The organism is Streptomyces sp. NPDC006430 (genome assembly GCF_040612395.1).
Lineage (GTDB): Bacteria > Actinomycetota > Actinomycetes > Streptomycetales > Streptomycetaceae > Streptomyces.
Genome location: NZ_JBEXQA010000011.1, coordinates 97545 through 123413, shown reverse-complemented (window position 1 = coordinate 123413; position 25869 = coordinate 97545). Strand labels below are relative to the sequence as shown.

The window sequence follows — 25869 nt, the reverse complement described above, 5'->3', positions numbered from 1 at the left end:
CCCGCCGCACCTATATTTACGCCATAGCGGGCGCGTGGGACGGCGGGTTGGTGGCCGGAATTGATCCCGGCTCGGCGTTCAGTTCGGCGAGCATCCGTCGGGTGAATCCGAAGAAGTAGGTGGCGACGAAGCCCACCAGGTAGCCGACCGTCAGCCCGCCCGCGTAGATCGCGATGGTCGTGCCCATGCCCGACCGACCGTCGAGCAGGGGGAACAGGGCCCAGCCCGACGGCCCGATGGCCGTGGAACCGAAGGCGTAGCCGAGCTGGTTGAAGAGGCCGACGAAGGCCCCGCCCGCCGCACCGCCGACGCAGGCGGTGACGAAGGGGCGGCCCAGCGGCAGGGAAACGCCGTAGATCAACGGTTCGCCCACGCCCAGGAAACCGGCGGGGAGCGCGGACCTGATGGTCGTGCGCAGGGAGCGGTTGTGCGGCAGGCGGTAGTAGACGGCGACGGCCGCACCGACCTGGCCGGCTCCGGCCATGGCGAGGATGGGCAGCAGGACCGTGTACCCGGACTGCTCGATGAGGGTGGTGTGGAGGGGGATGAGGGCCTGGTGCAGGCCGAGCATCACGAGGGGGAGGAACAGGCCGCCCAGGACCAGGCCGGCGAAGGCACCACCGCTGGCGAGCAGCCAGGTGGCGAACGCACCGATGGCGGTGGACACCTCACCGGCCACGTACATCAGGCCGAACAGGGTGACCAGACCGGTGACCAGGACCGTGACGGTGGGCGTCACGAGGACGTCCACCGTCTCCGGGACCACGCGCCGGCACGCCTTCTCCACCTGGACCGCGAGCAGCGCGGCGGCCAGGGCTCCAAGGACCCCGCCCTGGCCGGGGGAGAGGTGTTGGCCGAAAACATCGATCTTCGCGACGCCCGGGAAGACGATGACGGCGGCGACCGCGCCGCCCAGGACCGGCGTGCCGCCGAACTCCTTGGCGGTGTTGAAGCCCACGAAGACGGCGATCAACGACATGAAGCCGGACGCGATCGCGGCGAGGGCCGGGACGACGCCGGGCAGCCAGCCCAGGTTCGTCAGCAGGCCGCCCAGGCCCGCGATGATGCCGCAGCCGATCAGGGCGGGGATCAGCGGGACGAAGACGTTCGCGATGCGGCGCAGGAACAGTTTGAAGGGCGTGGCGTTCTTCGCCTTCCGCGCCTCCTTCAACGCAGCGCCCCGGGCGGCGAGTTCCTCGGCCGTGACGCCGGCCCCGGCCTGCGGGGTCGGGGAGCGGCCCTCCGCCACCAGCGCCTCGAACTCCGGCGTGATGCGGGCGACGGCCCCCGGCCCCAGCACGATCTGGTAGGTGTCGTCCTCGACCACGCCCAGGACGGCCGGCAGCGCCTTCAGCGCCTCGTCGTCGACGAGCGAGCGGTCGTGCAGGGTGATGCGCAGGCGGGTCATGCAGTGTGCGATCGAATCGATGTTGTCCGGGCCGCCGACCAGAGGGAGGATCGCGGCGGCTGCGGCGCGGTTCTTGTCAGTGGACATGTGGTCGCCTTGCGTGCGGGATGCGGGCGGGTCGGTGTCAGGGGTCAGCGGGTCAGCGGGTCAACGGGTTCGGTCGAGGGCCGTACGGAGGTGGCCCTGCGCGGCGGTCAGCAGTTCGGCCGCGGCCGGGCCGTCCACACCGCCGAGGAGGACGAGGATGGCGGGCTTGACCTCTCCGCCGGTGGCCGTGAGCGCGGCCTCGATCTCCTCGTCGGGGGCGCCGGTGGCCAGGGCCACGATCCGGTGGGAGCGGGCGCGCAGCTTCTCGTTGGAGGCGCGCAGGTCGACCATCAGGTTCCCGTACGTCTTCCCGAGCCGGATCATGGTGATGGTCGAGATGAGGTTGAGGACCAGCTTCTGCGCGGTGCCGGCCTTCAGACGGGTGGATCCGGTCAGCAGCTCGGGTCCGACGACGACTTCGATGCCGTGCTCGGCGGCAGCCGCCAGGGCCGAGCCGGCGTTGCAGGACAGGCCGACGGTGAGCGCGCCGCGTCCGCGGGCGAAGGCGACGGCGCCGACGGCGTACGGGGTGCGGCCGGAGGCGGAGATGCCGACGACGGTGTCCTCGGCGGTCAGCCCCCGCGCGGCCAGGTCCCCGGCGGCCAGTTCGGCGGAGTCCTCGGCGCCCTCCACGGCCTCGACCATCGCGGACGGTCCGCCCGCGATGAGGCCGATGACCCGGGACGGGTCGGTGTTGAAGGTGGGCGGGCACTCGCTGGCGTCCAGGACGCCCATCCGGCCGGCGGTCCCGGCCCCGGCGTAGATCAGCCGCCCGCCGCGGGCCATCCGCGCCGCGATGGCGTCGATCGCGGCGGCGATCCGGGGAAGTTGTGCCTCGACGGCGGCCGGGACGGTGGCGTCCTCGGCGTTCATGGTGCGGGCGATGTCCAGGGTGGAGCGCCGGTCGATGTCGGCCAGTTCGGGGCGGAACGCCTCCGTGGTCAGGGTGTCCAGCTGGGCGCGGAGCGCGGCGAGCGGCGCGGTCATGGGCGGGGGCTCCTGGCGGATCGGCGGGGGGCGAGTGCCTCGTACGAGGCGGCGAGGGCGGGAGCGGCCCGCTCGTACGTCTGCTGCGCGACGGCGACGAACAGGCAGTCCACGACGAGGAGCTGGCTCGTCCGGCTGGACATGGCGGCCGGGCGCAGCTCGCTCTCGTGGGCGGCGGAGGTGGCCAGGACGAGGTCGGCGTACCGGGTGACGGGGGCGTTCGAGCGGCTGGTGAGGGCCACCGTGGTGGCCCCGCGTTCGAAGGCGACGCGCAGCGGTTCGATGACGTCGTCGGTGGATCCGGAGTGGCTGACGGCGACGGCGACGTCCCCGGGGCCCAGCTGGACGGCGCCCGTGACCGCGAGGTGGGGGTCGCTGTGGGCGTGGGCGATCAGGCCGATGCGCAGCAGTTTCTGGGCCAGGTCCTGGCCGACGAGGGCGGAGGCGCCGACGCCGTACACGTCGATCCGGTGGGCGGCGCAGAGCGCGGCGACGGCGGCGCCGAGCCGGCCGAGGTCGAGACCGGCAGCGGTGTCGGCGAGGGTCCGGGACTCCTCGTGGGCCAGTTTGGCGACGACGTCGGCGAGCGGGTCGTCGACGGCTATGTCGACGGTCAGGGCGGGGGACGCGCCCGGTTCCTGCTGGGCGGCGAGTGCGGCGAGGGCGAGGCGCAGGTCGCGGTAGCCGGCGTAGCCGAGGAGGCGCGCGGTGCGCACGACGGTGGCCTCGCTGGTGCCGGTGCGCTCCGCGAGGGCGGTCACGGTGAGCCGGGCGCAGCCCGCGGGGTCGGCGGCGACGGCGTCCGCGACGGCCTGTACGGAGCGGGTCAGGGAGGGGCCGAGCGCTCGGATCCGGGCCCGTAGGGCGCCGGGGGCGGGCGCGGCGGACGCGGACGGGGACGGGGACGGGCTTCGGGCCGCGGCAACGGTCGGTGCGCCGGGCCGGGCGACGGTTCCCGGGCGGCCTCCTCCCGGGCGGCCTCTTCCCGGGTGGTCTTCCGCCGCGGTGTCGCGTCGGCTCGTGCCGGCCTCCGCCGGGGGTCCCGGAACCGCCGGTCTGGAAGTTTCCTTCGCGTCTCGGCTCACCTCTGAAAGCTATTTTCGGCAGCCCGGGCAGTCAAGGCGCCATGAGCGCCGGACGGAAAGGACCTTCGCCACCTGGGCCGTACGGGTTCACAATGACTCCATGGACCACGCGACCCCCCTGGAACAGGCGCTGCACGCCGCCCGCGCCCTCGTCCTCGCCGATCTCGTCGCGGGCGAGGTCGCCGAGGCCGATGTCGTCTCCCTCGTCGAGGACTCGGTCACGCACCGCCGGTGGTGGGTGGAGCAGTGGCCGGAGGGGGCCGGCTACCTCGCCGGACTCGTCGCCCAGGACGTACAGGACGCGCTGCTGGAGAAGTACGGGCGCTGGCCGCTGTGCCCGGTCTGCTCGCACGGCGACCCGCACGCCCTGGACGTCGAGCCGGAGTTGGGACCCGACCCGCACTGGGTGTGCGGCAAGGCCGGAGTGAAGGTCGCCGCGGTCGGCGGCCTCGGTCCCGTCTTCGGCCCCGGCCGGTGAGCCGCCTGTGACGCTCTACATCGACCCGCCGACCTGGCCGGGCCACGGTCGCATGTGGTCGCACCTGGTCAGCGACGTCTCGTACGAGGAACTGCACGCCTTCGCGGCGTCGATCGGCTGCCCGCGGCGCGCGTTCGAACGCGACCACTACGACGTGCCGTCGTACCGCTACGCGGACGCGGTCGCGGCGGGCGCGGTGGAGGTCGGCAGCAAGGAGCTGGTCCGCCGTCTCACGACCGCCGGGCTGAGGCGGCCGAAGGGCCGCCCCGCGTAGCGGCCCCGGGGCGGCCGGCGTCTGGCACAGGTCGGCGGTCGTGCGGTCGGCGTAGCGGCCCGCAGCTCAGCGGTGGGCGGCCTTGCTGACCTCCGGGGACGTCCCGGGACCTCCCCGGAGGTCAGCGGAGGTCAGCGGGGGCGGGCTGCGGGGTCGCGGCCTGCGCCGACGAGGCGATCAGGCGGGTTGCCCGGGGCGGTGTACGGCGGTGCAGGCGCAGCGCGACCAGTACGAGCCCGATCGCGACCAGTGTCATCGCCGCGCCCGCCCAGGCCGTGGCGGCGAAGCCGTGGCCCGCGTCGATCACGGCGCCACCGAGCCACGGGCCGCTCGTGTTGCCCAGGTTGAACGCGGCCGTGGTGGTGGCCCCGGCGAGGGTCGGGGCCGCGCCGGCCACGTTGAACATGCGCGCGTTGAGCGCCGGCGCCGTGAAGAACGTCGAGAACCCGATCAGGAACGACAGCCCCACCGCTGCCACCGCCGACGGCGCCAGCAGGGCCAGCGCGACGAGGAACCCCGTGGACGCGGTGATCCCCCACAGCATCACCCCGAACAGGTGCGCGTCCGCGACCCGCCCCCCGACCGTGGTGCCGACCAGTGCGCCCACGCCGAACAGCGCCAGGATCCACGGCACCCAGCCGGAATCCAGCCCGGCGACCTCCGTCAGCAGCGGCGACAGGTAGCTGAAGGCGCAGAACACGCCGCCCGCGGCCAGCGCCGTGATGCCGATGGACAGCCACACCTGCCGGTCGCGGTAGATCCGCAGCTCGCGGCCCAGCGAGGGCTTCTCGGCGGGCAGCGGGATCTTCGGGATCAGCGCCAGGATGCCGGCGAGGGCGATCGCGGAGGCGGCGCCGACCGACCAGAACGCGGAGCGCCAGCCCAGGTGTTCGCCGAGGAAGGCGCCGGCGGGGACGCCGAGGACGTTCGCGATGGACAGGCCGCCGATCATCACGGCCATGGCACGGGCCCGCTGGTGCTGCTCGACCATGGCGATGGCCACGGCCGCGCCGACCGCCCAGAAGCCGGCGCAGGCGAGGGCGGAGACGATGCGGGAGGCGAAGAGCAGCTCGTACGAGGGGGCCAGCGCTCCGGCGACCTGCCCGAGGCCGAAGAGGCTGATGAGCGAGATGAGGGTGGTGCGACGTGGGAGGCGCAGGGTTGCCACCGCCAGCAGCGGGGCGCCGACGACCATGCCGATCGCGAACGCCGATATCAGCAGGCCCGCCTGCGGGATGGTGACGTCCATGTCCTCGGCGATGGGCGGCAACAGCCCGGAGAGCATGAACTCGCTGGTGCCGAGTGCGAAGACGGACAGGCCGAGGACGTAGACGGCGACGGGCATGCGGGAGCGTGCGGGGGCTACGGGCATGACATGCACGAACCACCGCGAACGGGATCTCATTCCCCGGGCTCGCCCTCGGGGCCCGTCGGATCGGCCAGGTCGGCCAGCTCGGCGGCCAGGTTGCGGCGCGCCGGGGCCTCCCAGTGCGCGCTGCCGTGGGGCGTGCGGAAGAGCCGGGGCAGGGCGAGCAACTGGCGCAGCACGGCGGCCCGGCCGGTGCGGAAGGCGGCTTCGGGGACGAAGCCGTACTCGGCGCGCACGGCGGCGACGTACGCCGCGTACGCATCCGGGTCGCCCGCCAGTACGGCCAGGTCCGCGTCGCAGAGCACTTCGCCGTTGGTGTCCCCGGGGGCCGGGTCGTGGGTGACGGTGAGTCGGACGAGGCGGGCGACCTCGGAGGTGCGGACCGCGTCGATGCCGAGTTCGGGCAGGGCGCGCTCGGCGAGGGCGGCGCTGCGCTCCTCGTTCTCCGAGCGGTCGGGGCGGTAGACGGCGTCGTGGAACCAGGCCGCGAGCTCGACGGCGGCGGGGTCTGCGGCGTGCGGGGCGAGCAGGTCGATCCGTGCCAGTACATCGGCCAGGTGCGCGGTGGTGTGGTACCGGCGCTGCGGCTCCGCCCAGGCGGCGAGGAGCCGGTCGGCGTAGGGGGCGGGGTCGCGGTCCGTAGCGGCCCCGGCGGCGCTGGCGGTCACGTGCCAGCGGGCGCGGAGCGGTGCGGTGTCGGGATCGGAGTCCATGCGGTCCATGCGGTCCATGCCCACATTGTGCGGGTGGCGTGATGGTGCTGGTGGAGGGTGGGCGGAGGCCCGTACTCTAGATATTGGACTAGACCTATTTTGCATACCAGCAGCTTTTCCGGAGGAGTGGGGCCCAATGAGCAACCGTGCAGTCCTGGAGGTGATCGCCCTCGACGTGGAGGACGCGGTCGCGGCCCAGGCCGGTGGGGCGGACCGACTTGAACTGGTCACCGACATGGCCGCCGACGGGCTCACCCCGCCGCGCGAGACCTTCGCGGCGATCAGGGCCGCGGTCGACATCCCGCTGCGCGTGATGCTCCGCACGGCGGACGGCTTCTCGGCGGGCTCTGCCGCGGACCTGGACCTGCTGGCCGCGGAGGCGCGGGCGTTGCGGGCGGAAGGGGCGCAGGAGTTCGTCCTCGGGTTCCTGGCCTCGGACGGCAGCCCGGACCTGGCGGCGATCGAGGCGGTCGTGGCGGAGCTGGGCGGCTCCCGGTGGACCTTCCACCGGGCGATCGACCGGGCGGCGGACCGGGACCAGCTGCGCAAGGCGCTCGCGGAGCTGCCGGAGCCGACCGGGCCGGACACGTACCTGACGGCGGGATCCGCGGCCGGCGTCGAGGACGGGCTGCCGGTCCTGCTCGCCGAGGCGGCACGGCAGGGGGAGCCGGGGTACACCGCGCAGATCCTGGTGGGCGGCGGGCTGGAACTGCCGCACCTGCCGGTGCTGCGGGCCGCCGGGATCGACGCGTTCCACATCGGTGGCGCGGCCAGGCCCTCCGGGTGGGGCCGTCCGGTTTCCGCCGCTGCGGTGGCCGAGTGGCGAGCCGCACTGTCGTGACGGCGGTACCCGCCCGCCGGGGTGGGCAGGGCCGTCGCCGGGCCGGCCGCTTCGGCGTCCCGTCCTGGCCGGCCGCGTTCCCCGTCGGCGGCGCGGCCGGGCCCTCCGGGTGGGGCCGCCCGGTGACCGACCGGCGGTCCGCCCTGTCGTGACGCCGGCGTCCGAGCCGCCCCGCGCCACCCGGCTCGTGTGCCGCTCGTGTGCCGCCCGGCTCGGGGAGCCACCGGGGACGGGGCCTTCGCGGGGCGGCCCTCAGGCCAGCGACGGGGGGAGGGGGGCCGCGTGGAGGGCCGTCAGGCCGGAGACGGCACGGGTGAGGCAGACGTACAGGCGCCGCAGGCCGGTGCGCTCGTCCGGCTCCCCCGAAACGATCGCGGCGGGCTCGTCCAGCACCACGTAGTCGTACTCCAGGCCCTTCGCCAGCGACGCCGGCACCAGGGTCAGACGGGCCTGCCCCGTCGTCTCCTCACCCGGCGACAGATACGCCATCCCCGCCGCCCGCAGGGCCCGGGCCAGCTCCGGGACCCGCGCGTCCGCCGCGATCAGGCCGATCGAGCCCTCGTGCTCCAGCGAGGCCCGGCAGGCCTCGACCACCGACGCCGTCAGGTCGGACGTCGGCGCGACGACCAGCGAGCCCGGCGTCTCGCGGACCGAGGAGACCGGGGCCAGCCCCGGGGAGATCGACGGCAGCAGTCGCGAGGCGTAGGCGATCACCTCCCGCGGCACGCGGAAGCCCGCCGTCAGCTCCTCCAGCACCGCCTCCGGCTTGCCCAGGTGGGCCAGGGCCTCGTCCCAGCTGCGCGTGGCCCACGGGGTCGTGCCCTGTGCGAGGTCGCCCAGGACCGTCACCGAGCCCGTCGTGCAGCGCCGCCCCACCGCGCGGTACTGCATCGGCGAAAGGTCCTGGGCCTCGTCGAGGACGACGTGGCCCAGCGAGTGCGTGCGCTCCACCAGGTCCGCCGCCTCGTCGATCAGGACCAGGTCCGCCGCCGACCACTTCGCGGCCTTCACGCTCCGGAAGGGCTTGGGCCACAGCAGGAGCTGCTGTTCGGCGTCCGACAGGACGCCCTCCGCGTGTTCCGCCAGGAAGCTCGCGTCCGACAGCAGGCGCAGGACCAACTTCGCCGGCTCCACCGCCGGCCACACGGCCTTGACCGCCGCCTTCACGGCGGCGCCGCGCGCGACCGCGTCTTGGACGCGGTCGTCGGGCGCCTCGCCCGCCTGTTCCATCCGTACGAGCACGGTGTGCGCGATCCGCTGCGGCAGCGCGTCGCGGGCCGCGCCGTAGCGGATGTCCCGGTCGAGGAGCTCCGCCACGATCTCCTCCAGCTCGTACGCCGGCACCCGCCACCGGCGCGAACCGCGCACCACCATCAGCGGCTCGGTGGGAAGCGTGACGTGCGAGCGGACCGCCCGGCGCAGCACCTCCGCCATCCGGGCGTCGCCCTTGACCACGGCCGTCGCGGCCGGGTCGGTGCCGCGGACCTCCAGGCCGTCGCGGGCCACCAGATCGTCGACGGTGGCCTGCTTGACCTCCAGCTCGCCCAGGGCCGGCAGGACCTGCTCGATGTACTGGAGGAAGGAACGGTTCGGCCCGATGACGAGCGTGCCCGTACGGGCGAGCCGCTCGCGGTGGGCGTAGAGGAGGTACGCGACCCGGTGCAGGCCGACCGCCGTCTTTCCGGTGCCGGGACCACCCTGGACGCAGACGGAACCGGACAGACCGGAGCGGACGATCGCATCCTGCTCAGGCTGGATCGTCGCGACGATGTCGCGCATGGGACCGACGCGAGGCCGCTCGATCTCCTGCTGGAGCAGCCTGCTGACGGCGGCCCCCGCGGGGGAGCCGGACGGTGTCACCGCGGCCGGGCCGCAGAGGTGCTCGTCCTCGTACGCGGTCAGCTCGCCGCCCGTGTAACCGAAGCGGCGGCGCAGCGCGACGTCCTGCGGGTCGTTCTTGGAGGCCCGGTAGAAGGGCTGGGAGACGGGCGCACGCCAGTCGATCACCATGGGGTCGCCGTCGGCGTCGTGGACGTGGCGGCGGCCGATGTAGAACTGCTCGCCCTCCGCACCCTCGGCGAGCTCCGCGCCGGGCGCGTGCAGGTAGTCGAGGCGGCCGAAGAAGAGCGGCGTGTGCGCGAGATCGGCGAGGGCCTTGATGCGGTCGTCGATCTGGGCCTGCAAGACGATCGCGTTGACCCAGTTCGCGGTGACGTCGCGGATGTCGAGGGCCTCGACGTCCTCGCGCATGGCGCGGAGCGCGGCGCGGGAGGCGGTGAGGTGGGCCTGCTCGCGGGCCAGGGGACGGGCGGCGGAGTCCGGGTCGGTACCGGCGCCGGCGTCGGGACCGGCGTCGGGGACCGTGGCCGTGGCCGTGGCCGTGGCGGTGTCGGACTGGGGGGCGTGCGCGGACACGGAAAATGCCTCCTGCTGCTGATCTGGGGATCGTGCGTGATCGGTACCGGTACCGGTACTGGCGCGGCACGGCACGGTGCCCGCCGGTTTCCGTCCGGCGGGCGGCTCTCCCCGATACGGCGGCGGGAGGCGGCAAGAGCGGAGATTGTAGTCAGTGCGCAGGTGCGGCGCGAACGGATTTGTCGGCCCGCAGGTCCCCCGGAGCGGTACCTCCGTACGAGCGTCATACCGGGGAGTGTCAGACCTGAGGCAGGGCCACTAGGGGGTGGCATGGGTCGGGAGGAGGAGGCGGGAGACTCCGCGGTTCCAACCCCAGGGCGATGTGCCGACCGGGGACGAGAACGCACCATGGATGTATGAGCACCGCAACCTTCACCCCGATCCGGGGCGGTCGCCCGAGCGGCGCCACCGCCACCTCCGACTCCCCTTCCCGTCACCTCGTGGGCGACGTCCTGCGGGCCGCGAAGGTCTTCCTCGCGGCCGCCGTGAGCGTCGTCGTCCTGGGCGAGTACGGCGAGGACGCAGGCGTCATACGCCGCTGACGCCCCGCCCCTCCCAACGGACCACCACCCCGCCCGGCTCCGCGCGGACCCGCATCGTCGGTGCGTGAGCGAGGTCCGGCCGTGCGGTGTGGGTCGCACCCGTGCAGCAACCCGCTCGGCGACCTGGCCGGATACCACTGGAGGGGCCGCGCTGATCCACTAGGGTCACGCGCGTGACCCGGAGCTCCCACCCCAGCCCCTCGCAGTCGCCCCTTGCCGGTGTGCTGGTCACGGGCTCGCTCCTCGTACTCGGAGTGCTCTGCATCGTCCTGCGCATCCCGATGGCCGATGCCCTGGTCGACGGGTTCTCCGCCGCCGAGTGGAGCCCTCCCGCCGCGTACCCGCCCTTCGCGACGATCCTCTTCACGCCGGCTGCCTGGCTTCCCGCCGGAGTCCTGAAGACCGTCTTCGTCCTCGGCAACGCCGCCCTGCTCGCCCTGCTGATCCTGCTGTCCTGCCGGCTCGCGGGACTGCGGGCCCGGCCCGGTCCCGTTCTGGCCGCCACCATCGCCGGACTGTGGGCGGAGCCGCTGTTCCAGGGCCTGCTCGCCGGCCAGATCAACCTGGCGCTCGCCTGCCTGGTCCTGTGGGACCTGGGACGGCCCGGCGCCGCACTCGGCAAGGGCTTCGCGCTGGGCACCGCCGCCGGGATCACCCTGACCCCGGTGCTCTTCGTCCCGTACCTGCTGCTGACCCGCCGGATCCGGGCCGGGCTGACGGCACTGGGCGCCTTCGTCGGTACCGCCCTGCTCGGGCTGCTGGTCCTGCCGCAGGCCTCCGCCGAGTTCTGGGCCCGGCACCTGCCCGCCCCCGGCCGGGCACTGCTGCCGGACTGGCCGCACCTGTGGGTGTGGGCCGTCCCGCTGCTCACCCTGCTGGCCCGGGCCGTCCGGCACCGCCGGACGACGCAGACGCACCAGGCTCCCCTCACCGCCTCCTCCGTCCCCGTATCCGTCGTCCCCGTGCCGAGGCCGTCCCTGGGACAGCAGGACGTGGGCCGCTGCCCGGACCCGGGTCCGGGCAACAGCCCCGGCACCGGCCGGAGCCGGGCCCGGACCTCGATCAGTCGTTCGCCAGGAGCTCGTCGGCGTCCATGATCCGGTAGGCGTAGCCCTGTTCGGCGAGGAAGCGCTGGCGGTGCGCCGCGAAGTCCTGGTCGATCGTGTCGCGCGCGACGACCGAGTAGAACCGTGCCTCGTGGCCGTCCGCCTTCGGGCGCAGCACGCGGCCCAGGCGCTGGGCCTCCTCCTGCCGTGAGCCGAAGGTGCCGGACACCTGGATCGCGACCGTTGCCTCGGGCAGGTCGATGGAGAAGTTCGCGACCTTGGAGACCACCAGCACGTTGATCTCTCCCTCGCGGAAGGCGTCGAAGAGTTTCTCCCGCTGCGCGTTGGAGGTCTCGCCCTTGATGACGGGCGCGTCGAGGTGCTCGCCGAGCTCGTCGAGCTGGTCGATGTACTGCCCGATCACGAGGGTCTGCTCGCCCCGGTGCTTGCGTACGAGAGCTTCGGTGACCTTCCGCTTCGTCGCCGTCGTCGCGCAGAAGCGGTACTTCTCCTCCGTCTCGGCGGTCGCGTACGCGAGCCGCTCCGACTCGGTGAGGTTCACGCGGACCTCGACGCAGTCCGCCGGGGCGATGTAGCCCTGCGCCTCGATCTCCTTCCACGGCGCGTCGAACCGCTTCGGGCCGATGAGCGAGAAGACATCCGACTCCCGCCCGTCCTCCCGTACGAGGGTGGCGGTCAGGCCGAGCCGCCGACGGGCCTGTAGGTCGGCGGTGAACTTGAACACCGGCGCCGGCAGCAGGTGCACCTCGTCGTAGAGGATCAGGCCCCAGTCCCGGGAGTCGAACAGCTCCAGGTGCGGGTAGACGCCCTTCCGCTTCGTCGTCAGGACCTGGTACGTGGCGATGGTGACCGGCCGGATCTCCTTGCGGGTGCCGGAGTACTCGCCGATCTCGTCCTCCGTGAGCGAGGTCCGCTTGACCAGCTCGTGCTTCCACTGTCGGGCCGAGACGGTGTTCGTGACCAGGATCAGCGTGGTCGCCTTGGCCTTCGCCATGGCTCCCGCGCCGACCAGCGTCTTGCCGGCGCCGCAGGGCAGCACGACCACGCCCGAGCCGCCGTGCCAGAAGCCCTCAACGGCCTGCTGCTGGTACGGACGCAGGGCCCAGCCGTCCTCGACGAGGTCGATCGCGTGCGCCTCGCCGTCGACGTACCCGGCGAGGTCCTCGGCGGGCCAGCCCAGCTTCAGCAGGGTCTGCTTGATCTGCCCGCGCTCCGAGGGGTGCACGGCCACGGTGTCGGGGTCGAGCCGGGCGCCGACGAGCGGGGCGATCCGCTTGGACCGCAGGATCTCCTCCAGCACGGGCCGGTCGGTGCTGGTCAGCACCAGCCCGTGCACGGGGTGCTTGGAGAGGGTGAGGCGGCCGTAGCGCGCCATGGTCTCGGCGACGTCGACGAGCAGGGCGTGCGGCACGGGGTAGCGGGAGAACTCGACGAGCGCGTCGACGACCTGCTCGGCGTCGTGGCCTGCGGCCCGGGCGTTCCACAGGCCGAGCGGGGTGATCCGGTAGGTGTGGATGTGCTCGGGGGCTCGTTCGAGTTCGGCGAAGGGGGCGATGGCCCGGCGTGCCGCCCCGGCGAGCTCGTGGTCGACCTCAAGGAGGAGTGTTTTGTCGCTCTGGACGATGAGAGGCCCGTTCACAAACGTCCCTTTCCGGCGTGGGGTGGCTGCCCGAACGTGGACGGCCAAACCTCCAGTCTGCCGCATCCGCGAGGTCGGAGGTGATGGACTGCTGCGGGACTTCGGGGCGGGCATAGGTGCCCACGTCAGAGTGCGCGCTCCAGCAGTCGCGCCCGGGTGACGGGAGCGGAACGCCGAGGGGGCTCCGGCACGTGGTGTGTCGGAGCCCCTTCGGGTCTGCGTCGGGGCAGGTGGGGATCAGCCGCGGGCGACGCTGCGGCGGCGACGGGCGCCGAGCCAGGCGGCGGCCCCGCCGAGGGCGACGAGGACGGCGGCCAGACCCGTGTAGAGGCCGGCATTGGAGTCGACACCGGTGTGCGCGAGGGAGCCGGTGGTGGTACCGGTGCCGGTGGTGTTGGTGTTGCCGGCGGCGATCTGGGTGGCGGGCGCGGCGGACGAGGAGCTGCCGGACGGCTGCGGGGTGGTGGTCGTGGAGGACTTGCTCGGCGCGGGCGACGGCGAGGTCGGGGCGGCGGGCGGGGCGAACGTGAACGCGGCCTCGGCGGACGAGAACGCGTAGGTGTTGCCCTCGGCCAGGCCGATCTGCGCGTTCAGGGTGACGGCGGTCTCCTTCTTCAGCTTCGTCTTCGGGCCGAGCTTGGCGCGCAAGTGCACCTTGCGCTCGCCGGAGGCCTTGCCGAAGCCCTTCGGGATGTCGGCCAGGCGGTAGCCGTCCTTGTCCGCCAGGTCCTGCCACTTGCCGTCGACCTGGACCTGGAGCTGGATGTCGGCCTGCGCGGCCGGGGTGCCGTCGGCGAGGTTCAGGTCCAGGTAGGTGGCCAGGGCCGTGCGGAACTCGCCGTCGCCGGTGGCGCGGTAGCGCAGGTCCATCTCGCGGCACTGGTGCTCGTCGGTCTTGTCCTGGCAGGGGTTGATCTGGTCGAACCAGGTCTCCAGGGTCCCGGTCTTGATCGCCGGGTCCGCCTTGAAGGTCAGGGATGCGTCGCCGCCCTCCGCGACTTCACCCTTGTAGCTGGTGGCGCGGACCTCGAAGTCGCCGTCGTTGGTCGGGTAGTCCTTCCCGAGGCCGATGGTGACCTTCCAGGTCAGCTTGCCGCCTGCCGGAACCTCGAAGCCGTCCTTGGCCTCCTTGCCGGCCTGCTGGAACATGCCCTGCCAGCTGCCGTCCTGGGAGCCGACGGAGTACGTGGTCGCCGGGGCGTTGACGGGCTCGACCTTGAAGACCACGTCGTCGCGCTGGATCGGGCTCGCGCCGGCCGGCCGGCCGAGGATCCAGGGGTGGAAGGAGTGGGGCTTGTCCGAGGGGTTGGTGACCGTCAGCTCGAAGGACTCCGTGGCGCCGCCGCGGGTCAGCGGGCCGCTCGGTGCCGGGGCGCCCAGCGTGACCTTCAGCGCGTGCTGGTTGTCGGCGGCCGGTGCGGCGTGGGCCGACAGTGGCATCAGGACGGTACCGGCGACGGCGGCTACGACGGCGGTGGCGGCGGCGGAGCGGAGGTGACGGCGGGTGGCGGTGCGAGCGGACATGGTGGACTCCCCCCAAGGAATCAACGAGGGCGGGCGGACGGCGCAGAGCGGCGGCAGCCTGCAGAAGGCAGAAGAAGAGGGCACAGCGAGGGTGAAGAAGACGGGCGGGGGCCGTGGCAGAGCGCCGTGGCCGGGTGGTGCGGGGTGTCGCTCTCGGGCCGGTCCTACTTCCCCTCGGCCGCTGCTGCGATGAAATGATCTTCACACGTCGTGGATCACTGAACCATCGCCTCTGTGTCACCGCTGTGCAACAGCGAGCGGAACCCCCTTCGAACTCCTCTGAGCTGGGGAAATGGGCAACCGCATTCCGTTTCGGCCCGCGGTGTGGCTATGCGCCCAGGTGCTCCAGCGGCCCCGCCGGATACGGGGTCTCCACGGGCAGCAGGGCCCGCGCCGCGGCCTCGTCACCGGCCCGCACCAGGGCGTGGATCTCCCGGGCCAGCGGCGTCACGTCGCGGATGGAGACCGTCCACGCGTCGGCGTACGCCCGCGAGGCCGTCCCGGACAGGCCGAGCTGGAGCGAGCGGTGCGGCAGCACGTTCAGGTGCAGGTCGCGCTCCGGGTCCCACTGCACGCGGGCGGGGGAGTCGCGCAGCGCCTGCTGCCAGACCGCCCGGTCGGCGTGCGTACCGCGTTCGAAATGGGACAGGCAGGCGTGGCGCAGCGCGTGGTCGAAACCCTCGCGGGTGATCTCGATCGCCAGCACCGTCTCCTGGTCCGCCTTGGTGGCCCAGCCGCAGCGGTACATCATCCACAGGAAGGAGGGCTTGATCCACGTCATCCGCTCGCGCTTCCAGGCGGGCGGGAAGCGGCCGTCGCGCGCCGCGGGCACCCCGAGCCGGGGGGAGTACGCCTGGTACACGGTGACCGTGGTGTCGGTGTGGACGGCGCGGACCTGCCGGTTCGGGGTCGGCTCCGCGGTGGTGTTCGTTTCGGACATGGAGTCAGGGTGCGCGCCGGCAGGGCGACCCGGCCAGCCGTTTTCGATCACGCCGGCCGCCAACCGCCGCTCCTGCGCCTAAAGGTGCTCATCCGCCAGTTCCGCGACCCCCGTGATCCGGTGCAGGGCGTACGTGCGGACCTCGTCCGCCGTGTGGTCGTACCCGGTGACGAAGCCGCCCTCCACCCGGACCGGGGCGATGACCCGCTGGCTCGCCGCGCCCTCCGCGTTCACGTAGCCGATCCACACCGCCGACCCCGTCAGCGCAGCGGCCTGCACCGTGGCCAGGGTCTCCGCCGGGCTCGTGCGCGGGAGTTCGCCCGGCACCCCGGCCGGCGAGGACGCCGGGCCCGGCTCCTTGCGCACCGCCGTCGCCGCCAGGTCGCCCGCGCGGATGGCCCGTACAGCCGCCCCCAGCAGCGTCGCGTCCGGTACGGGCGGGCCGTCCGGCACCGGTACGGGTGCCGAGCGCACCGGGGTGCGGTGGGCGTCGGCCCGGGTGACCAGGACGTCGCCGGTGGAGGACTCGGCGGCCGGCGCGTAGCCCATGGCCCGCAACCCGTCGAGCAGGGCGGTGGGTTCGGCCTGCGCCGCCAGTACGGTCGGGGCCAGGCGTCGCAGGCCCAGCGGGGCGGAGCGCTTGTCGACCAGGATCTCGTTCAGCATGCCGTCGTCGTCGCAGCGCACGTATGAGGCCGCGGCGCCCACCCGCAGGTGCCCGTGCCGGCGGGCCACGTCGTCGATCAGGTACGCCAGCGGCTGCGGCACCGGGGTGATGCTGTGCTCGGCGAGGAAGGCGTGCAGGTCGGAGGCCGTCCGACCGGAGTCCAGGGCCCTGCGTACCGAACCGGGCGTGAAGCGATAGACGGTCGCCCCGCCCTTGGACTCCACGTCCGCGAGCACGGCCAGTACGTCACCGAGCGGCCGGCGCAGCGGCCCGGGCGCCACCGCCGTCAGGTCGGCCTGGAGCAGGACGTGGTCCACGGGCTCCGGGAACAGCGGGGCCAGCAGCGGCGCCGGGTCGCGGTGCTCCAGCAGTGCGCGGCCGAACGCGCTGAGCGCACCCCGGCCGGTGACGCCGAGCGCCTCGGCCTCGGTCAGCGTCCACTGCGCGAGCTGGGCGCGCAGCGTGCTCGTCCCCCGCACGGGGCGCTCCCAGGCGAGCCGGCCCAGCAGGGTGCCCGGGTCGGCCGAGCTGCCCTCGGGCAGGGCGGCGAGGAGTTCGAGGACGCGCCGGCGCACCTCGGGTGCGGCGGAGCGGTCGAGGTCGGGGCCGAGCACCGACAGGGTGCGCCCCTTGGCGTCCTGCTCGCCGGCCAGGCCGGCGGTCCGGGTGGCCGGCAGCCAGGCCGCCGCGAGGGCTGACCACCGTTGGGCGGGCGGGAGTTCGAGCCAGGTGTCGAAGGCGGGGGTGGGCGCGTACCGCTCGTCCGCCTCCCCGTCGCTGGCCAGCAGTCCGGCCGCGTAGGCGAGTTCGATCCAGAACGCGGTCGTCCGCTCGGTGGCGTCCAGGGTGGCGGCGGTCCGCTTCAGGTCGCGTACGGAGAGCCCGCCGGCCCGCAGCACCGGCGGCCCGGTGTGCTCCCAGGACTTCACGAGCTCCTCGACGGTGGACAGCGCGGCCAGCGCCTGCCCGGCCGCGTTGGCGTCCACAAGCTGTGGACGGTGTTCGCGGTGTGCGGTCACCTGCGGCGGGAGCGGCTCGGTCAGCCGGTGCGCGAGGCCGCCGCGTAGGTGGAGCGCCACCTCGCGGGGCAGCACGACGGTCCGCGCCGACGCCGGCAGCAGCAGACCCCGGTCGCGCAGCCAGCGCACCGGCGGGGTCGGGTTCGGCGTCACCTCCCCGTACGGCGGCCCCCACACGAGCCGTCCCAGCACCTGGTGGGCCTCCGCCGGGGCCTCGTCCAGGAGGGCCGACATCCGTTCGGGGTCGGTGAACAGGCTGCTGAGGGCGGCCACGGCGGACACCGGGTCGTGCGTGGCGGGCAGCCCCGCTGCCGCCACGATCTCCTGGATGCGCGTCGGTGACATCCCGGCGGTGGCCTCGGCGACGGTCGGACCGAGGCCGGTGGGGGAGGGGCGGGCGGCGGAGGGCGCGAGGAGTTCCCGGGCGGTGCGGACCAGGCGCAGTCGTGCGTCGTCGCCCCAGACCAGGGCCTGGTCGCGCAGGGTGGTCAGGGCGCGGGGGAGTTCGGCCCGGGCGCCGTTGTCCTCGCCGGTGGTGCCCTGTTCGCCGGCCAGCAGCGATTCCAGCACCGGGTACGGGCACGGGTCCGGGGCCACCGCGAGGGCCTCCGCGGTCTGGAGCGCGAACCGGTCGAGCCGGTCCAGGGCGCGCACCACCGAGGCCCTGGTGCCGGCCCGGGTGGCCAGCTGCGTCACGTCGCCCGGCACGGGGTTGAGCAGGTCCGGGCGGGCGTGCAGCAGAGCGGCGAGCGCCGCGTCGTCGCGGGTGCGCAGCGCCTCGGCGAGGGAGCGCGGGGCGCTGCTCGTCGTGGCGCTTCCCGTAGCGCTGCTCGGCTCAGGCACGGTCGCCTCCATGGTCGCGTCGGCCGGTCCCCATCCGGCCAACGGTATCCGCTGTGCCCTCGGCCGCTCCACGGGCGCACGCGCTACCTTTCGGGAGGGTGGTACGGGAGGAGCGGGCGTGGGGATCGAGAGCGACCATCTGGTCTACGCATATCTGAGCCGGGTCGGGGACTTGGCGCAGCAGCGGCAGCTGTCTTCCGGGGACCGGATGCGGCTGGTGGCGGGGCTGCGGGACGAGATCGACCGCCGGCGCGCCACGTACGAGCCGGAGACCCCGGCGGCCGTACGCCGCATCCTGGAGCGGATCGGTACGCCCGAGGAGGTGCTCGACGGGCTGGGCGCGTCGACGTCCCCGGCCCCCTCCCCGGCTTCGGCGCCCGACCAGGTTCCGGCGGTGCCGACCCAGCGGGGGCCCGGTCGGCTGCGCCGCAAGGCGGTGCCGCCGCGCCCGGAGTCGACCGCCCCTGCGCCGCCGCACCTGGCCGGGCTCGACGAACTCGGCTCCGGCGGTGGCCTGGAGCCCGACTGGTGGCGGGTCGCGTCGGGGCCGTACGGCGCCGGGCCGCAGGTGGAGGGCTTCGCGGGCGGCGTGGAGATCCCGGAGCTGTTCAAGCAGCCGGTGGAGGAGAAGCCGGCGCCCGCAGCGGGTGCGGGTGCGGGGGCGGGTACGGGCGCGGGGCCGGGGGCGGCTGCGGCGGACGAATCCGCCGTACGGGGCCTCGTACGGTACCTGCGCGAGCGGCGGCGTGCCGCGTCGGACGGGGCTGCGGTGGATACGGGTCCCGCGCCCGCGGCGGCCATCGTCCCGCGCCCGAAGCCGCACGCGTTCCTGCTGCTGGCCGCGGCCGTGCTCGTGGTGGGCGCGGTGACCGGGTCGTGGCTGGTGCTGATCGGCGGCTGGCTGCTGGCGTACGCCTCACGGGTGTTGGGGCCGGCGGAGCGGAAGTGGGTCGTCTTCGGGCTGCCGGGTGTGGTGTTCGCGGGGGCGGTGGTGTGGTTGTGGGGCCGGCTGGACGGGCGCTGGGGCGCGCCGCTGACGGACGAGGGGCTGGGCGGGGTCTTCCAGGGGATGTGGCCCTGGCTGGCCAGGGGCGCGGCGCTCACCTCGGCCCTTTACCTGGCCTGGCGCTCGCGCCGCCGCTGACGGGCGCCCGGTGCCCGGCGCCCGGTGGGCCCGACCCCGGTCCGTTCCGGCAGGGCGCACCGGCCGGGGGCTGTGCGGTGGCTCCGGCAGCCCCTGTCCTTCACCGTCCCGGTGGGGCGGGGCCGGGACCGCGTTCCCGGCCGTCCGTTCCGGCTCGGCACAATGGCTGCCATGAGCTTCGAGACCCCCGCTGCGCCCGTCGCGTCCGCACCGCTGACCGTCGGCTTCGACCTCGACATGACCCTCATCGACTCGCGTCCCGGAATCAAGGCCGCCTACCAGGCGCTTTCCGCCGAGACGGGTACGTTCATCGACGCCGACGAGGCCGTCACGCGGCTCGGTCCGCCGCTGGCCGAGGAGCTCGCGTACTGGTTCCCGGAGACGGAGATCGAGGCCGTGGCCGACCGCTACCGGGAGATCTATCCCGCGTACGCCATCGCGCCGACGACCGCCATGCCCGGCGCCCGCGAGGCGATCGAGGCCGTCCAGGCGCTCGGCGGTCGCGCGATCGTCGTCACGGCGAAGCACGAGCCCAACGCCCGGCTGCACCTGACCCACCTCGGCATCGAGCCGGACGCGGTCATCGGCTGGCTGTGGGCCGAGGCCAAGGCGGGCGCGCTGCGCGCGTACGGGGCGCAGGTCTACGTCGGTGACCACGTGGGCGACGTGCGCGGCGCGCGTACGGCCGGTGCGCTGTCGGTGGCGGTCCCGACGGGCCCGTGCCCGGAACCCGAACTCCGGGACGCGGGCGCGGACGTGGTCCTGCCGGACCTCACGGCGCTGCCGCAGTGGCTCGCGGAGTACGTCCGCACGCAGGAACTCTGAGGGAACACCCGCCGGGAGCCGACCGCAGGACCGGCCCCCGTACGGACCGCCCCAGGACCGCTCCCGTAGGACCGACCCCGTACGGACCGGCCCCGTGCGGACCGCCCTACGCCTGGGAGGCGCGGGCCGCCCTGCGCTGGGCCGCCGCCGAGCGCAGCACGCCGGCGGCCGAGACGGCGAAGCCGACACCCATCAGCATGCACACGGCCCATGCGTACGACGGGAACGGGTCGATGTGCAGGAACAGGGGGGCCATCGTCACGAGGGTGGCCACGGCGCCGACGATGAACACGATGCCGCCGGCCCGTACCAGGCCGTCGCCGGGCCGTGCTTCGTCGCAATGAGGAGTAACAGTCACCCCACCAGGGTAGTTCCCTGGCCTGAGCAGCCGACAGCGAAGCGCCGGCGAAGGACCGGGGAACGTCTTGTCACCTGCCCATCGCCCACTAGCCTGGAGACGGCGGGTCGCCACGACCCGCTGCGCTGTTGTCCGGAGCCGCTGCGCGGCGTACCGGACCCCGACGAGCACAAGGACAGAGGACGGACGTGCCTACCGGCAAGGTCAAGTGGTTCAACAGTGAGAAGGGCTTCGGCTTTCTCTCCCGCGACGACGGCGGTGACGTCTTCGTCCACTCGTCGGTGCTCCCGGCCGGGGTCGACGCACTCAAGCCCGGCCAGCGCGTCGAGTTCGGCGTCGTCGCGGGCCAGCGTGGTGACCAGGCACTTTCGGTGACGGTGCTGGACCCGGCGCCGTCGGTCGCAGCCGCGCAGCGCCGCAAGCCCGACGAACTCGCCTCGATCGTGCAGGACCTCACGACCCTGCTGGAGAACATCACTCCGATGCTGGAGCGCGGTCGCTACCCCGACAAGGGACACGGCACGAAGATCGCCGGCCTGCTGCGCGCGGTCGCCGACCAGCTCGACGTCTGAGCCCTCCTACGACGGTGCCCCGGCCCTTTCGAAAGGGCCGGGGCACCGTCGCACGGACGGGCAGGAGGCGCTACGGGAAGGTCAGCGCGTCCGGGGCGATGGCTGGTACCAGACCCTCCGCCGCGGCCCGCGTCAACAACCCGCGCACCGCCGCGTACCCGGCGTCGCCGAGGTCCGCGGTGAACTCGTTGACGTACAGCCCGATGTGCTGGTCGGCTACGGCCGGGTCCAGTTCCTGCGCGTGGGCGCGGACGTACGGACGGGAGGCCTGCGGGTCGTCCCAGGCCATCCGGACCGACGTACGGGCCGACTCGGCCAGCGCACGCAGGGTCTCGGCGCCCAGCGAGCGCTTGGCGATGATCGCGCCGAGCGGGATCGGCAGGCCGGTCGTGGACTCCCAGTGCTCACCCATGTCGGCAAGGCGGTGCAGCCCGTAGTCCTGATAGGTGAACCGGGCCTCGTGGATGACCAGTCCGGCGTCCACCCGGCCGTCGCGGACGGCCGGCATGATCTCGTGGAACGGCAGCACGACGACCTTGCCCACGTCGCCCGCCAGCACGTCGGCCGCCCACAGCCGGAACAGCAGGTAGGCGGTGGACCGCTCGCTCGGCACGGCGACCGTCCTGCCGACCAGGTCGACACCGGGCTCGCGGGTGAGCACCAACGGCCCGCAGCCGCGCCCGAGCGCCCCGCCGCAGGGCAACAGCGCGTACTCCTCCAACACCCAGGGCAGGACGGCGTACGACACCTTCAGCACGTCCAGCTCGCCGCGCTCGGCCATCCCGTTGGTGACGTCGATGTCGGCGAAGGTGACGTCGAGGGCGGGTGCGCCCGGGACCCGCCCGTGGGCCCAGGCGTCGAAGACGAACGTGTCGTTCGGACAGGGCGAATAGGCGATCTTGAACGCCTGATCCGGGTCACGACTCATGTCGGTGCTCTCCCCAGTGGACGAGTACGGGCCCCAGGGCGCGGAATCCGGCGGTGAGCGCGGCCAGCGCGTCCCCGATCCGCCAGGCGTCGCGGTCGCGGGGGCCGACGGCGTTGGACACGGCGCGGATCTCCAGGACCGGCAGCCCGTGCGCGGCGGCTGCCTCCGCGACGCCGAAGCCCTCCATGGCCTCGGCCCCGGCGAGCGGGTGCCGGGCGGCGAGCTCGGCGGCGCGGGCGGCGGTACCGGTGACGGTGGAGACGGTCAGCACGGGCGCGAGCAGCGCCCCGGTCGCCTCGGCGGCGCGGGCGGCGAGCTCGGCCGGCGGCAGGTGCACGCTCCGCCCGAAGCCGAGTTCCCCTACGTCGAGGAAGCCGTCGGGGGTCTGCGCCCCGAGATCGGCGGCGACGACGGCATCCGCGACGACGAGGGAGCCGACCGGGGCGGCGGGCTGGAACCCGCCGCCGATGCCGGCACTGACGACGAGTGAGTAGTCGGCCAGCGCCAGGGCGGTGGCCGTGGCGGCAGCGGCGGCGGCCGGCCCCACGCCGCCGACGAGGACGTCGGCGGCGAGGCCGGGCAGATCGCGCCGGGAGACGGGGTATCCACCCCCGGACCCGGTCCGGGGGTACCCCCACGGCAGGGCGCGCGGCTCCGGTGTCACGGGGTCCGGATGAGGGGTGAGACCAGCGGCGACGGAGTCTGCCTCCGCCGCCACCGCGGTCACGATGAGCGCGCGCACCGTCGGTACGTGGCTACTTGAGCTTGACGTTGAAGGCCCAGACGGCGAGCGGCTTGCCGTCCTCGCCGACCTGGACGATGTTCAGCTTCTTGGAGGACGGGGCCTCGCCCTGGCCGCCGGTGGCGAAGATGTCGGCGCCGGGGAAGCTGCGGTAGGTGTTGGCGGAGGGCTCGGTGATCGGCTGGCCGTCCAGGACCGCCTGCCACCGCTTGCCGTCCTCGACGACTTCGGGCTCGACACCCAGGCGCAGGGTGTCCCCGCGGCCGTAGTCGATGGTCTTGGCGTCCTTCATGTCGGCGAAGCACTCCTGGACCTTGTCCATGGAGAGCTCCGTGCCGTCGGAGCAGGCGGCCTCGGTGGACACCGACGAGGTGCCGACCGTCACGGTCGCCAGCGGCGTCGGCTTGTCGCAGGCGGAGAGAAGGAGGAGGCCGGCGGACACGGCTCCGAGGGCCGCGACGCTGCGGCGGCCCCTACCCGAGAAAAGCTGTGCGGTCATGAGCCGAAGGCTATCGGGCCACCCGGCTCCCCCGCCGCACGGGGTCCCGCCACGCCGCTGCCGGTCCCGGGACGAGGCCAGGTGGGCGCCCGACCCGCACCGGGCGACGCCCCCGCGCCGCTGCCGGCGCGCCCCGCCCACCGCCGCCGGAACCGTTGCGCGGGCCGGGCCCACACCGGGTCGTGCAACTAGGCCACTCGGGGGCGTGGGGAACCCGGGTGGCGGTGGCGGGGGGAGCTGAGGAGGCCGCGGTAGGCCATCGTCGTGCCCCCCGCCACCAGGGCCGCGGCCACGGACATCCCCAGTACCCCGTTCAGCGGCAGCGCGATGCCGATCGCCCCGCCCAGCACCCACGCCACCTGGAGCACCGTCTCGGACCGGGCGAACGCCGAGGTCCGCACCGCCTCCGGCACGTCCCGCTGGATCATCGCGTCCAGCGACAGCTTCGCCAGCGCCTGGCAGAACCCCGCGGTCGCCCCCAGCACGGCCATGAACAGCCCGCTGAAGAACACCGCCGCCAAGATCGCCACCGCCAGGGTCAGCGACAGCACCGCCGCGACGATGCCCTCGGGGGCCCGCGCGCGCAGCCACGCCCCCACCGCCGTCCCGCACGCGTTCCCGACGCCCGCCGCGACGCCCACGATCCCCAGCGACACCGCTGCGCTCTGCCCCGGCAGCGGTTGCTCCCGCAGCAGGAACGCCAGGAAGAAGATCAGGAACCCGGACAGTGCGCGCATCGACGCGTTCGCCAGCAGACCGCACAGCACCGAGGGACTGACCGTGCGCAGCCCCGGCTTGCGCGAGTGCGGCTCGTGCGTGGACAGCCGGGCCCGCCGCTCGCCCCTCGCCTCGTCCACCTTGTGCGGCAGCGTGAGCGCCGCCCCGGTGCCCCAGATGAAGATGGCGCAGGCGCCGTACAGCGGCCAGGGCGGTCCGATCGCGTGCAGCCCCGCCGCGACCGGCGCCGCCGCCCCGGTGGCCAGCAGGCCCGCCAGCGTGACCCGCGAGTTCGCCTTGACGAGTGAGAACTTCGGTGGGAGCAGCCGCGGCACCACCGCGCTGCGCACCACCCCGTACGCCTTGGACGCGACCAGCACGCCCAGTGCCGCCGGGTAGAGCTCCAGCCCGCCGCTGGCCACCGCGCCCGACATCATCACGGCGAGCAGGGCCCGTGCCAGCATCGCGCTCGCCATCGCGGCCCGCCGCCCGTGCGGCAGCCGGTCCAGCACCGGGCCGATCACCGGGGCAAGCAGGGTGAACGGCAACATCGTGATGCCCAGGTAGAGGGCGACGCGACCGCGCGCCTCGTCCGTGGGGACGGAGAAGAACACCGTCGAGGCCAGCGCCACCGTGATCATCACGTCACCGGCGCCGTTGATGGCGTGCAGTTCGATCAGTTTGCCGAGGCCCGATTCGCCGGCCCCGTGCGCGTGCGTGGCCCGTCGGATGCCGCGTGCCGTACCGGTGATGGGGAGGTGCAAGGCACGCCCGATGGCCCGGCCGGCCCGCCTGGCCGGTCCCGAGCCGTCACGGGACGACCGAACGGGTGCCACACTCGACATAGTGCCCCACGGAGCCCTCGGGGTGCCGTCCCGGCGCGTTCGGGGCGCCCGTCGGGTCCTGGTCGGGCCACGGTCGGGCCCCGTCGGGCCGCGGTCGGTTCGCGGGCTTGTCCGCGAATCGGACCTTGCATGTGGGCCCAAGGCGTCGGAGGAGGTAGCGTGCGTAGCGCGCCACCGGCGGTTGCTCTCGGCCGCGCGCCTCTTCGCCATCCCGCAGAATGGATAGCAGGTAGGTGCGCCCGAGGCCGATCGGGTGCGGACGTCGACGCGGCCCTCTGGTCCGCTCCGCCCGCGCCACGTACGGACAGGACCGACGGGTCGTTGTGGACGACAGTACGGACGGCGCACTCGTGAGACGGCGTAGGAGAGAACGAGACCTGTGAGTGCTGCGACGACGCGAAGCCGTACCCCCGACCGCCTGTGCGCCGAGGCGGTAGACCTCGCCCGCGCGGCGGCCGAGGAAGCCGCCGCTCCCTCAGTGGTGGGCGAGCACGTCTCGGTCATCTCGGAAGGTGACCGGGTCGTCACGCACTTCTTCGAGTGCAAGGACCCCGGCTACCGGGGCTGGCGGTGGGCCGTCACCGTGACGCGCGCCTCCCGCGCCAAGAACGTCACCCTCGACGAAACGGTGCTGCTCCCCGGCTCCGACGCGCTCCTCGCCCCCGAGTGGGTCCCGTGGAGCGAGCGGCTGCGCCCGGGCGACATGGGCCCCGGCGACCTGCTGCCCACCGACGCCGAGGACCTGCGGCTGGAGCCGGGCTGGTCGGGCGAGGACGCCCCGCCGCCGAACTCGGCCGTGTCCGCCGAGATGGCCGAGCTCGTGGAGGCCGAGGACGCCGACGTCACCGACCGCGCGGTGGTGCCCGTACGGGGCTCCATCACCTCGGTCGCCGAAGAACTCGGCATGCGGCGCGCCCGCGTCCTGTCGCGCTACGGGCTGCACACCGCCGCCGACCGCTGGGACGAGTCCTTCGGGTCCAAGACCCCGATGGCCCAGGCGGCGCCCGCCTCCTGCGTCTCCTGCGGGTTCCTGGTCGCGATCGGCGGCTCGCTGGGCCAGGCGTTCGGTGTGTGCGCCAACGAGTTCGGCCCGGCCGACGGGCGCCTGGTGTCCCTGTCGTACGGCTGCGGCGGCCACTCGGAGGCCGCGGTCATGCCGAAGCCGCTGCGCCCCGCGCCGCCCGTGCTCGACTCCATGGCCTCCGACGAGTTCCCGCTGCGCCCGACCCCCGACACGGGCTCGGTCCCCTCGACGGACCTCCCGGCCGCGGACCTGGGCCACTCGTAGCCCGCACTGCACGCGTAGCCCGCGCGGCCACTGGTCACCACGGCGGCCGTGCC

General features: G+C 73.9%; 24 protein-coding genes. 9 read left to right on the top strand and 15 right to left on the bottom strand.

Annotation, left to right across the window (positions count from 1 at the left end):
* Nucleotides 1-16: 16 nt before the first annotated feature.
* Genes ABZZ20_RS18495 through ABZZ20_RS18485 form a run of 3 tightly spaced genes read right to left on the bottom strand, consistent with a single transcriptional unit; the run spans nt 17 to nt 3333 of the window.
* The gene (locus ABZZ20_RS18495; RefSeq protein WP_356870686.1) at nt 17-1495 is read right to left on the bottom strand and encodes a PTS transporter subunit EIIC; all 1479 of its coding nucleotides are present in this window, start codon (nt 1493-1495) and stop codon (nt 17-19) included.
* 60 nt (nt 1496-1555) lie between these two features.
* Nucleotides 1556-2482: an N-acetylmuramic acid 6-phosphate etherase gene (gene murQ / locus ABZZ20_RS18490; RefSeq protein ID WP_356870684.1), complete on the bottom strand. Its 927-nt coding sequence runs from the start codon at nt 2480-2482 to the stop codon at nt 1556-1558.
* On the bottom strand, nt 2479-3333 hold the full coding sequence (locus ABZZ20_RS18485) for a MurR/RpiR family transcriptional regulator (protein WP_356870914.1): 855 nt from the start codon (nt 3331-3333) through the stop codon (nt 2479-2481). The genes murQ and ABZZ20_RS18485 overlap by 4 nt, the downstream gene beginning before the upstream one ends.
* Before the next feature lie 334 nt (nt 3334-3667).
* On the opposite strand from ABZZ20_RS18485, the gene ABZZ20_RS18480 reads away from it, so the two are divergent.
* Together ABZZ20_RS18480 and ABZZ20_RS18475 are read left to right on the top strand one after the other, a co-directional pair.
* The gene (locus ABZZ20_RS18480; RefSeq protein WP_356870682.1) at nt 3668-4045 is read left to right on the top strand and encodes a hypothetical protein; all 378 of its coding nucleotides are present in this window, start codon (nt 3668-3670) and stop codon (nt 4043-4045) included.
* Between the two features lie 7 nt (nt 4046-4052).
* Nucleotides 4053-4319, top strand: coding sequence for a DUF4031 domain-containing protein (locus ABZZ20_RS18475; protein WP_356870680.1), 267 nt, complete (start codon nt 4053-4055; stop codon nt 4317-4319).
* 121 nt (nt 4320-4440) lie between these two features.
* On the opposite strand, the gene ABZZ20_RS18470 is transcribed toward ABZZ20_RS18475, so the two are convergent.
* Both ABZZ20_RS18470 and ABZZ20_RS18465 read right to left on the bottom strand, forming a co-directional pair.
* Nucleotides 4441-5664, bottom strand: coding sequence for a Cmx/CmrA family chloramphenicol efflux MFS transporter (locus ABZZ20_RS18470; RefSeq protein ID WP_356870912.1), 1224 nt, complete (start codon nt 5662-5664; stop codon nt 4441-4443).
* Nucleotides 5665-5720: 56 nt separating this feature from the next.
* On the bottom strand, nt 5721-6419 hold the full coding sequence (locus tag ABZZ20_RS18465; protein ID WP_356870678.1) for a hypothetical protein: 699 nt from the start codon (nt 6417-6419) through the stop codon (nt 5721-5723).
* Nucleotides 6420-6537: 118 nt separating this feature from the next.
* Here ABZZ20_RS18465 and ABZZ20_RS18460 point away from each other — a divergent pair, with 118 nt between their 5' ends.
* Entirely contained in the window at nt 6538-7242 is a 705-nt protein-coding gene (locus tag ABZZ20_RS18460; protein ID WP_356870676.1) for a copper homeostasis protein CutC, read from the top strand.
* Nucleotides 7243-7494: 252 nt separating this feature from the next.
* On the opposite strand, the gene ABZZ20_RS18455 is transcribed toward ABZZ20_RS18460, so the two are convergent.
* Nucleotides 7495-9492 carry an AAA family ATPase gene (locus tag ABZZ20_RS18455; protein WP_356870910.1) on the bottom strand — a complete coding sequence of 666 codons (1998 nt, stop codon included), beginning with the start codon at nt 9490-9492 and terminating at the stop codon, nt 7495-7497.
* 521 nt (nt 9493-10013) lie between these two features.
* On the opposite strand from ABZZ20_RS18455, the gene ABZZ20_RS18450 reads away from it, so the two are divergent.
* Both ABZZ20_RS18450 and ABZZ20_RS18445 read left to right on the top strand, forming a co-directional pair.
* The gene (locus ABZZ20_RS18450) at nt 10014-10199 is read left to right on the top strand and encodes a hypothetical protein (RefSeq protein WP_356870674.1); all 186 of its coding nucleotides are present in this window, start codon (nt 10014-10016) and stop codon (nt 10197-10199) included.
* A gap of 173 nt (nt 10200-10372) precedes the next feature.
* A complete protein-coding gene (locus ABZZ20_RS18445; protein WP_356870672.1) occupies nt 10373-11296 on the top strand; it encodes a glycosyltransferase family 87 protein in 924 nt (307 codons plus the stop codon).
* On the opposite strand, the gene ABZZ20_RS18440 is transcribed toward ABZZ20_RS18445, so the two are convergent.
* The 4 genes from ABZZ20_RS18440 to ABZZ20_RS18425 all read right to left on the bottom strand — a co-directional run bounded on the left by ABZZ20_RS18440 (nt 11262) and on the right by ABZZ20_RS18425 (nt 17910).
* Nucleotides 11262-12905: a DNA repair helicase XPB gene (locus ABZZ20_RS18440; protein ID WP_356870670.1), complete on the bottom strand. Its 1644-nt coding sequence runs from the start codon at nt 12903-12905 to the stop codon at nt 11262-11264. The two genes, ABZZ20_RS18445 and ABZZ20_RS18440, sit on opposite strands and share 35 nt — an antisense overlap.
* A 237-nt stretch (nt 12906-13142) precedes the next feature.
* The gene (locus tag ABZZ20_RS18435) at nt 13143-14429 is read right to left on the bottom strand and encodes an LPXTG cell wall anchor domain-containing protein (RefSeq protein ID WP_356870668.1); all 1287 of its coding nucleotides are present in this window, start codon (nt 14427-14429) and stop codon (nt 13143-13145) included.
* 328 nt (nt 14430-14757) lie between these two features.
* Nucleotides 14758-15369, bottom strand: a complete 612-nt coding sequence (locus ABZZ20_RS18430; protein WP_356870666.1) for a DUF4291 domain-containing protein — start codon at nt 15367-15369, stop codon at nt 14758-14760.
* Between the two features lie 78 nt (nt 15370-15447).
* Nucleotides 15448-17910: a helicase C-terminal domain-containing protein gene (locus ABZZ20_RS18425; RefSeq protein WP_356870664.1), complete on the bottom strand. Its 2463-nt coding sequence runs from the start codon at nt 17908-17910 to the stop codon at nt 15448-15450.
* Between the two features lie 106 nt (nt 17911-18016).
* On the opposite strand from ABZZ20_RS18425, the gene ABZZ20_RS18420 reads away from it, so the two are divergent.
* A complete protein-coding gene (locus tag ABZZ20_RS18420) occupies nt 18017-19042 on the top strand; it encodes a hypothetical protein (protein ID WP_356870662.1) in 1026 nt (341 codons plus the stop codon).
* Between the two features lie 162 nt (nt 19043-19204).
* A complete protein-coding gene (locus tag ABZZ20_RS18415; RefSeq protein WP_356870660.1) occupies nt 19205-19867 on the top strand; it encodes an HAD family hydrolase in 663 nt (220 codons plus the stop codon).
* A gap of 106 nt (nt 19868-19973) precedes the next feature.
* Here the strand turns inward: ABZZ20_RS18415 and ABZZ20_RS18410 are convergent, their stop codons facing one another.
* Complete coding sequence (locus ABZZ20_RS18410) at nt 19974-20225, bottom strand: hypothetical protein (RefSeq protein ID WP_356870658.1); 252 nt, start codon at nt 20223-20225, stop codon at nt 19974-19976.
* A 188-nt stretch (nt 20226-20413) separates the two neighbouring features.
* Here ABZZ20_RS18410 and ABZZ20_RS18405 point away from each other — a divergent pair, with 188 nt between their 5' ends.
* Nucleotides 20414-20797: a cold-shock protein gene (locus ABZZ20_RS18405; protein WP_125548056.1), complete on the top strand. Its 384-nt coding sequence runs from the start codon at nt 20414-20416 to the stop codon at nt 20795-20797.
* Nucleotides 20798-20867: 70 nt separating this feature from the next.
* Here ABZZ20_RS18405 and ABZZ20_RS18400 read toward each other — a convergent pair whose 3' ends face one another.
* The 4 genes from ABZZ20_RS18400 to ABZZ20_RS18385 all read right to left on the bottom strand — a co-directional run bounded on the left by ABZZ20_RS18400 (nt 20868) and on the right by ABZZ20_RS18385 (nt 24528).
* Nucleotides 20868-21725 (bottom strand): 1,4-dihydroxy-6-naphthoate synthase, encoded by an 858-nt coding sequence (locus ABZZ20_RS18400; protein ID WP_356870655.1) that lies wholly within the window; start codon nt 21723-21725, stop codon nt 20868-20870.
* Nucleotides 21715-22467, bottom strand: coding sequence for a futalosine hydrolase (locus tag ABZZ20_RS18395; RefSeq protein WP_356870653.1), 753 nt, complete (start codon nt 22465-22467; stop codon nt 21715-21717). Before ABZZ20_RS18395 ends, ABZZ20_RS18400 begins: the two co-directional genes overlap by 11 nt.
* A gap of 13 nt (nt 22468-22480) precedes the next feature.
* On the bottom strand, nt 22481-22966 hold the full coding sequence (locus ABZZ20_RS18390) for a DUF2771 domain-containing protein (RefSeq protein WP_356870651.1): 486 nt from the start codon (nt 22964-22966) through the stop codon (nt 22481-22483).
* A gap of 188 nt (nt 22967-23154) precedes the next feature.
* Complete coding sequence (locus tag ABZZ20_RS18385; protein WP_356870649.1) at nt 23155-24528, bottom strand: MFS transporter; 1374 nt, start codon at nt 24526-24528, stop codon at nt 23155-23157.
* Between the two features lie 379 nt (nt 24529-24907).
* Between ABZZ20_RS18385 and ABZZ20_RS18380 the strand changes: the two genes are divergently transcribed.
* Nucleotides 24908-25816: a DUF3027 domain-containing protein gene (locus tag ABZZ20_RS18380; protein WP_356870647.1), complete on the top strand. Its 909-nt coding sequence runs from the start codon at nt 24908-24910 to the stop codon at nt 25814-25816.
* Nucleotides 25817-25869 lie beyond the last annotated feature (53 nt).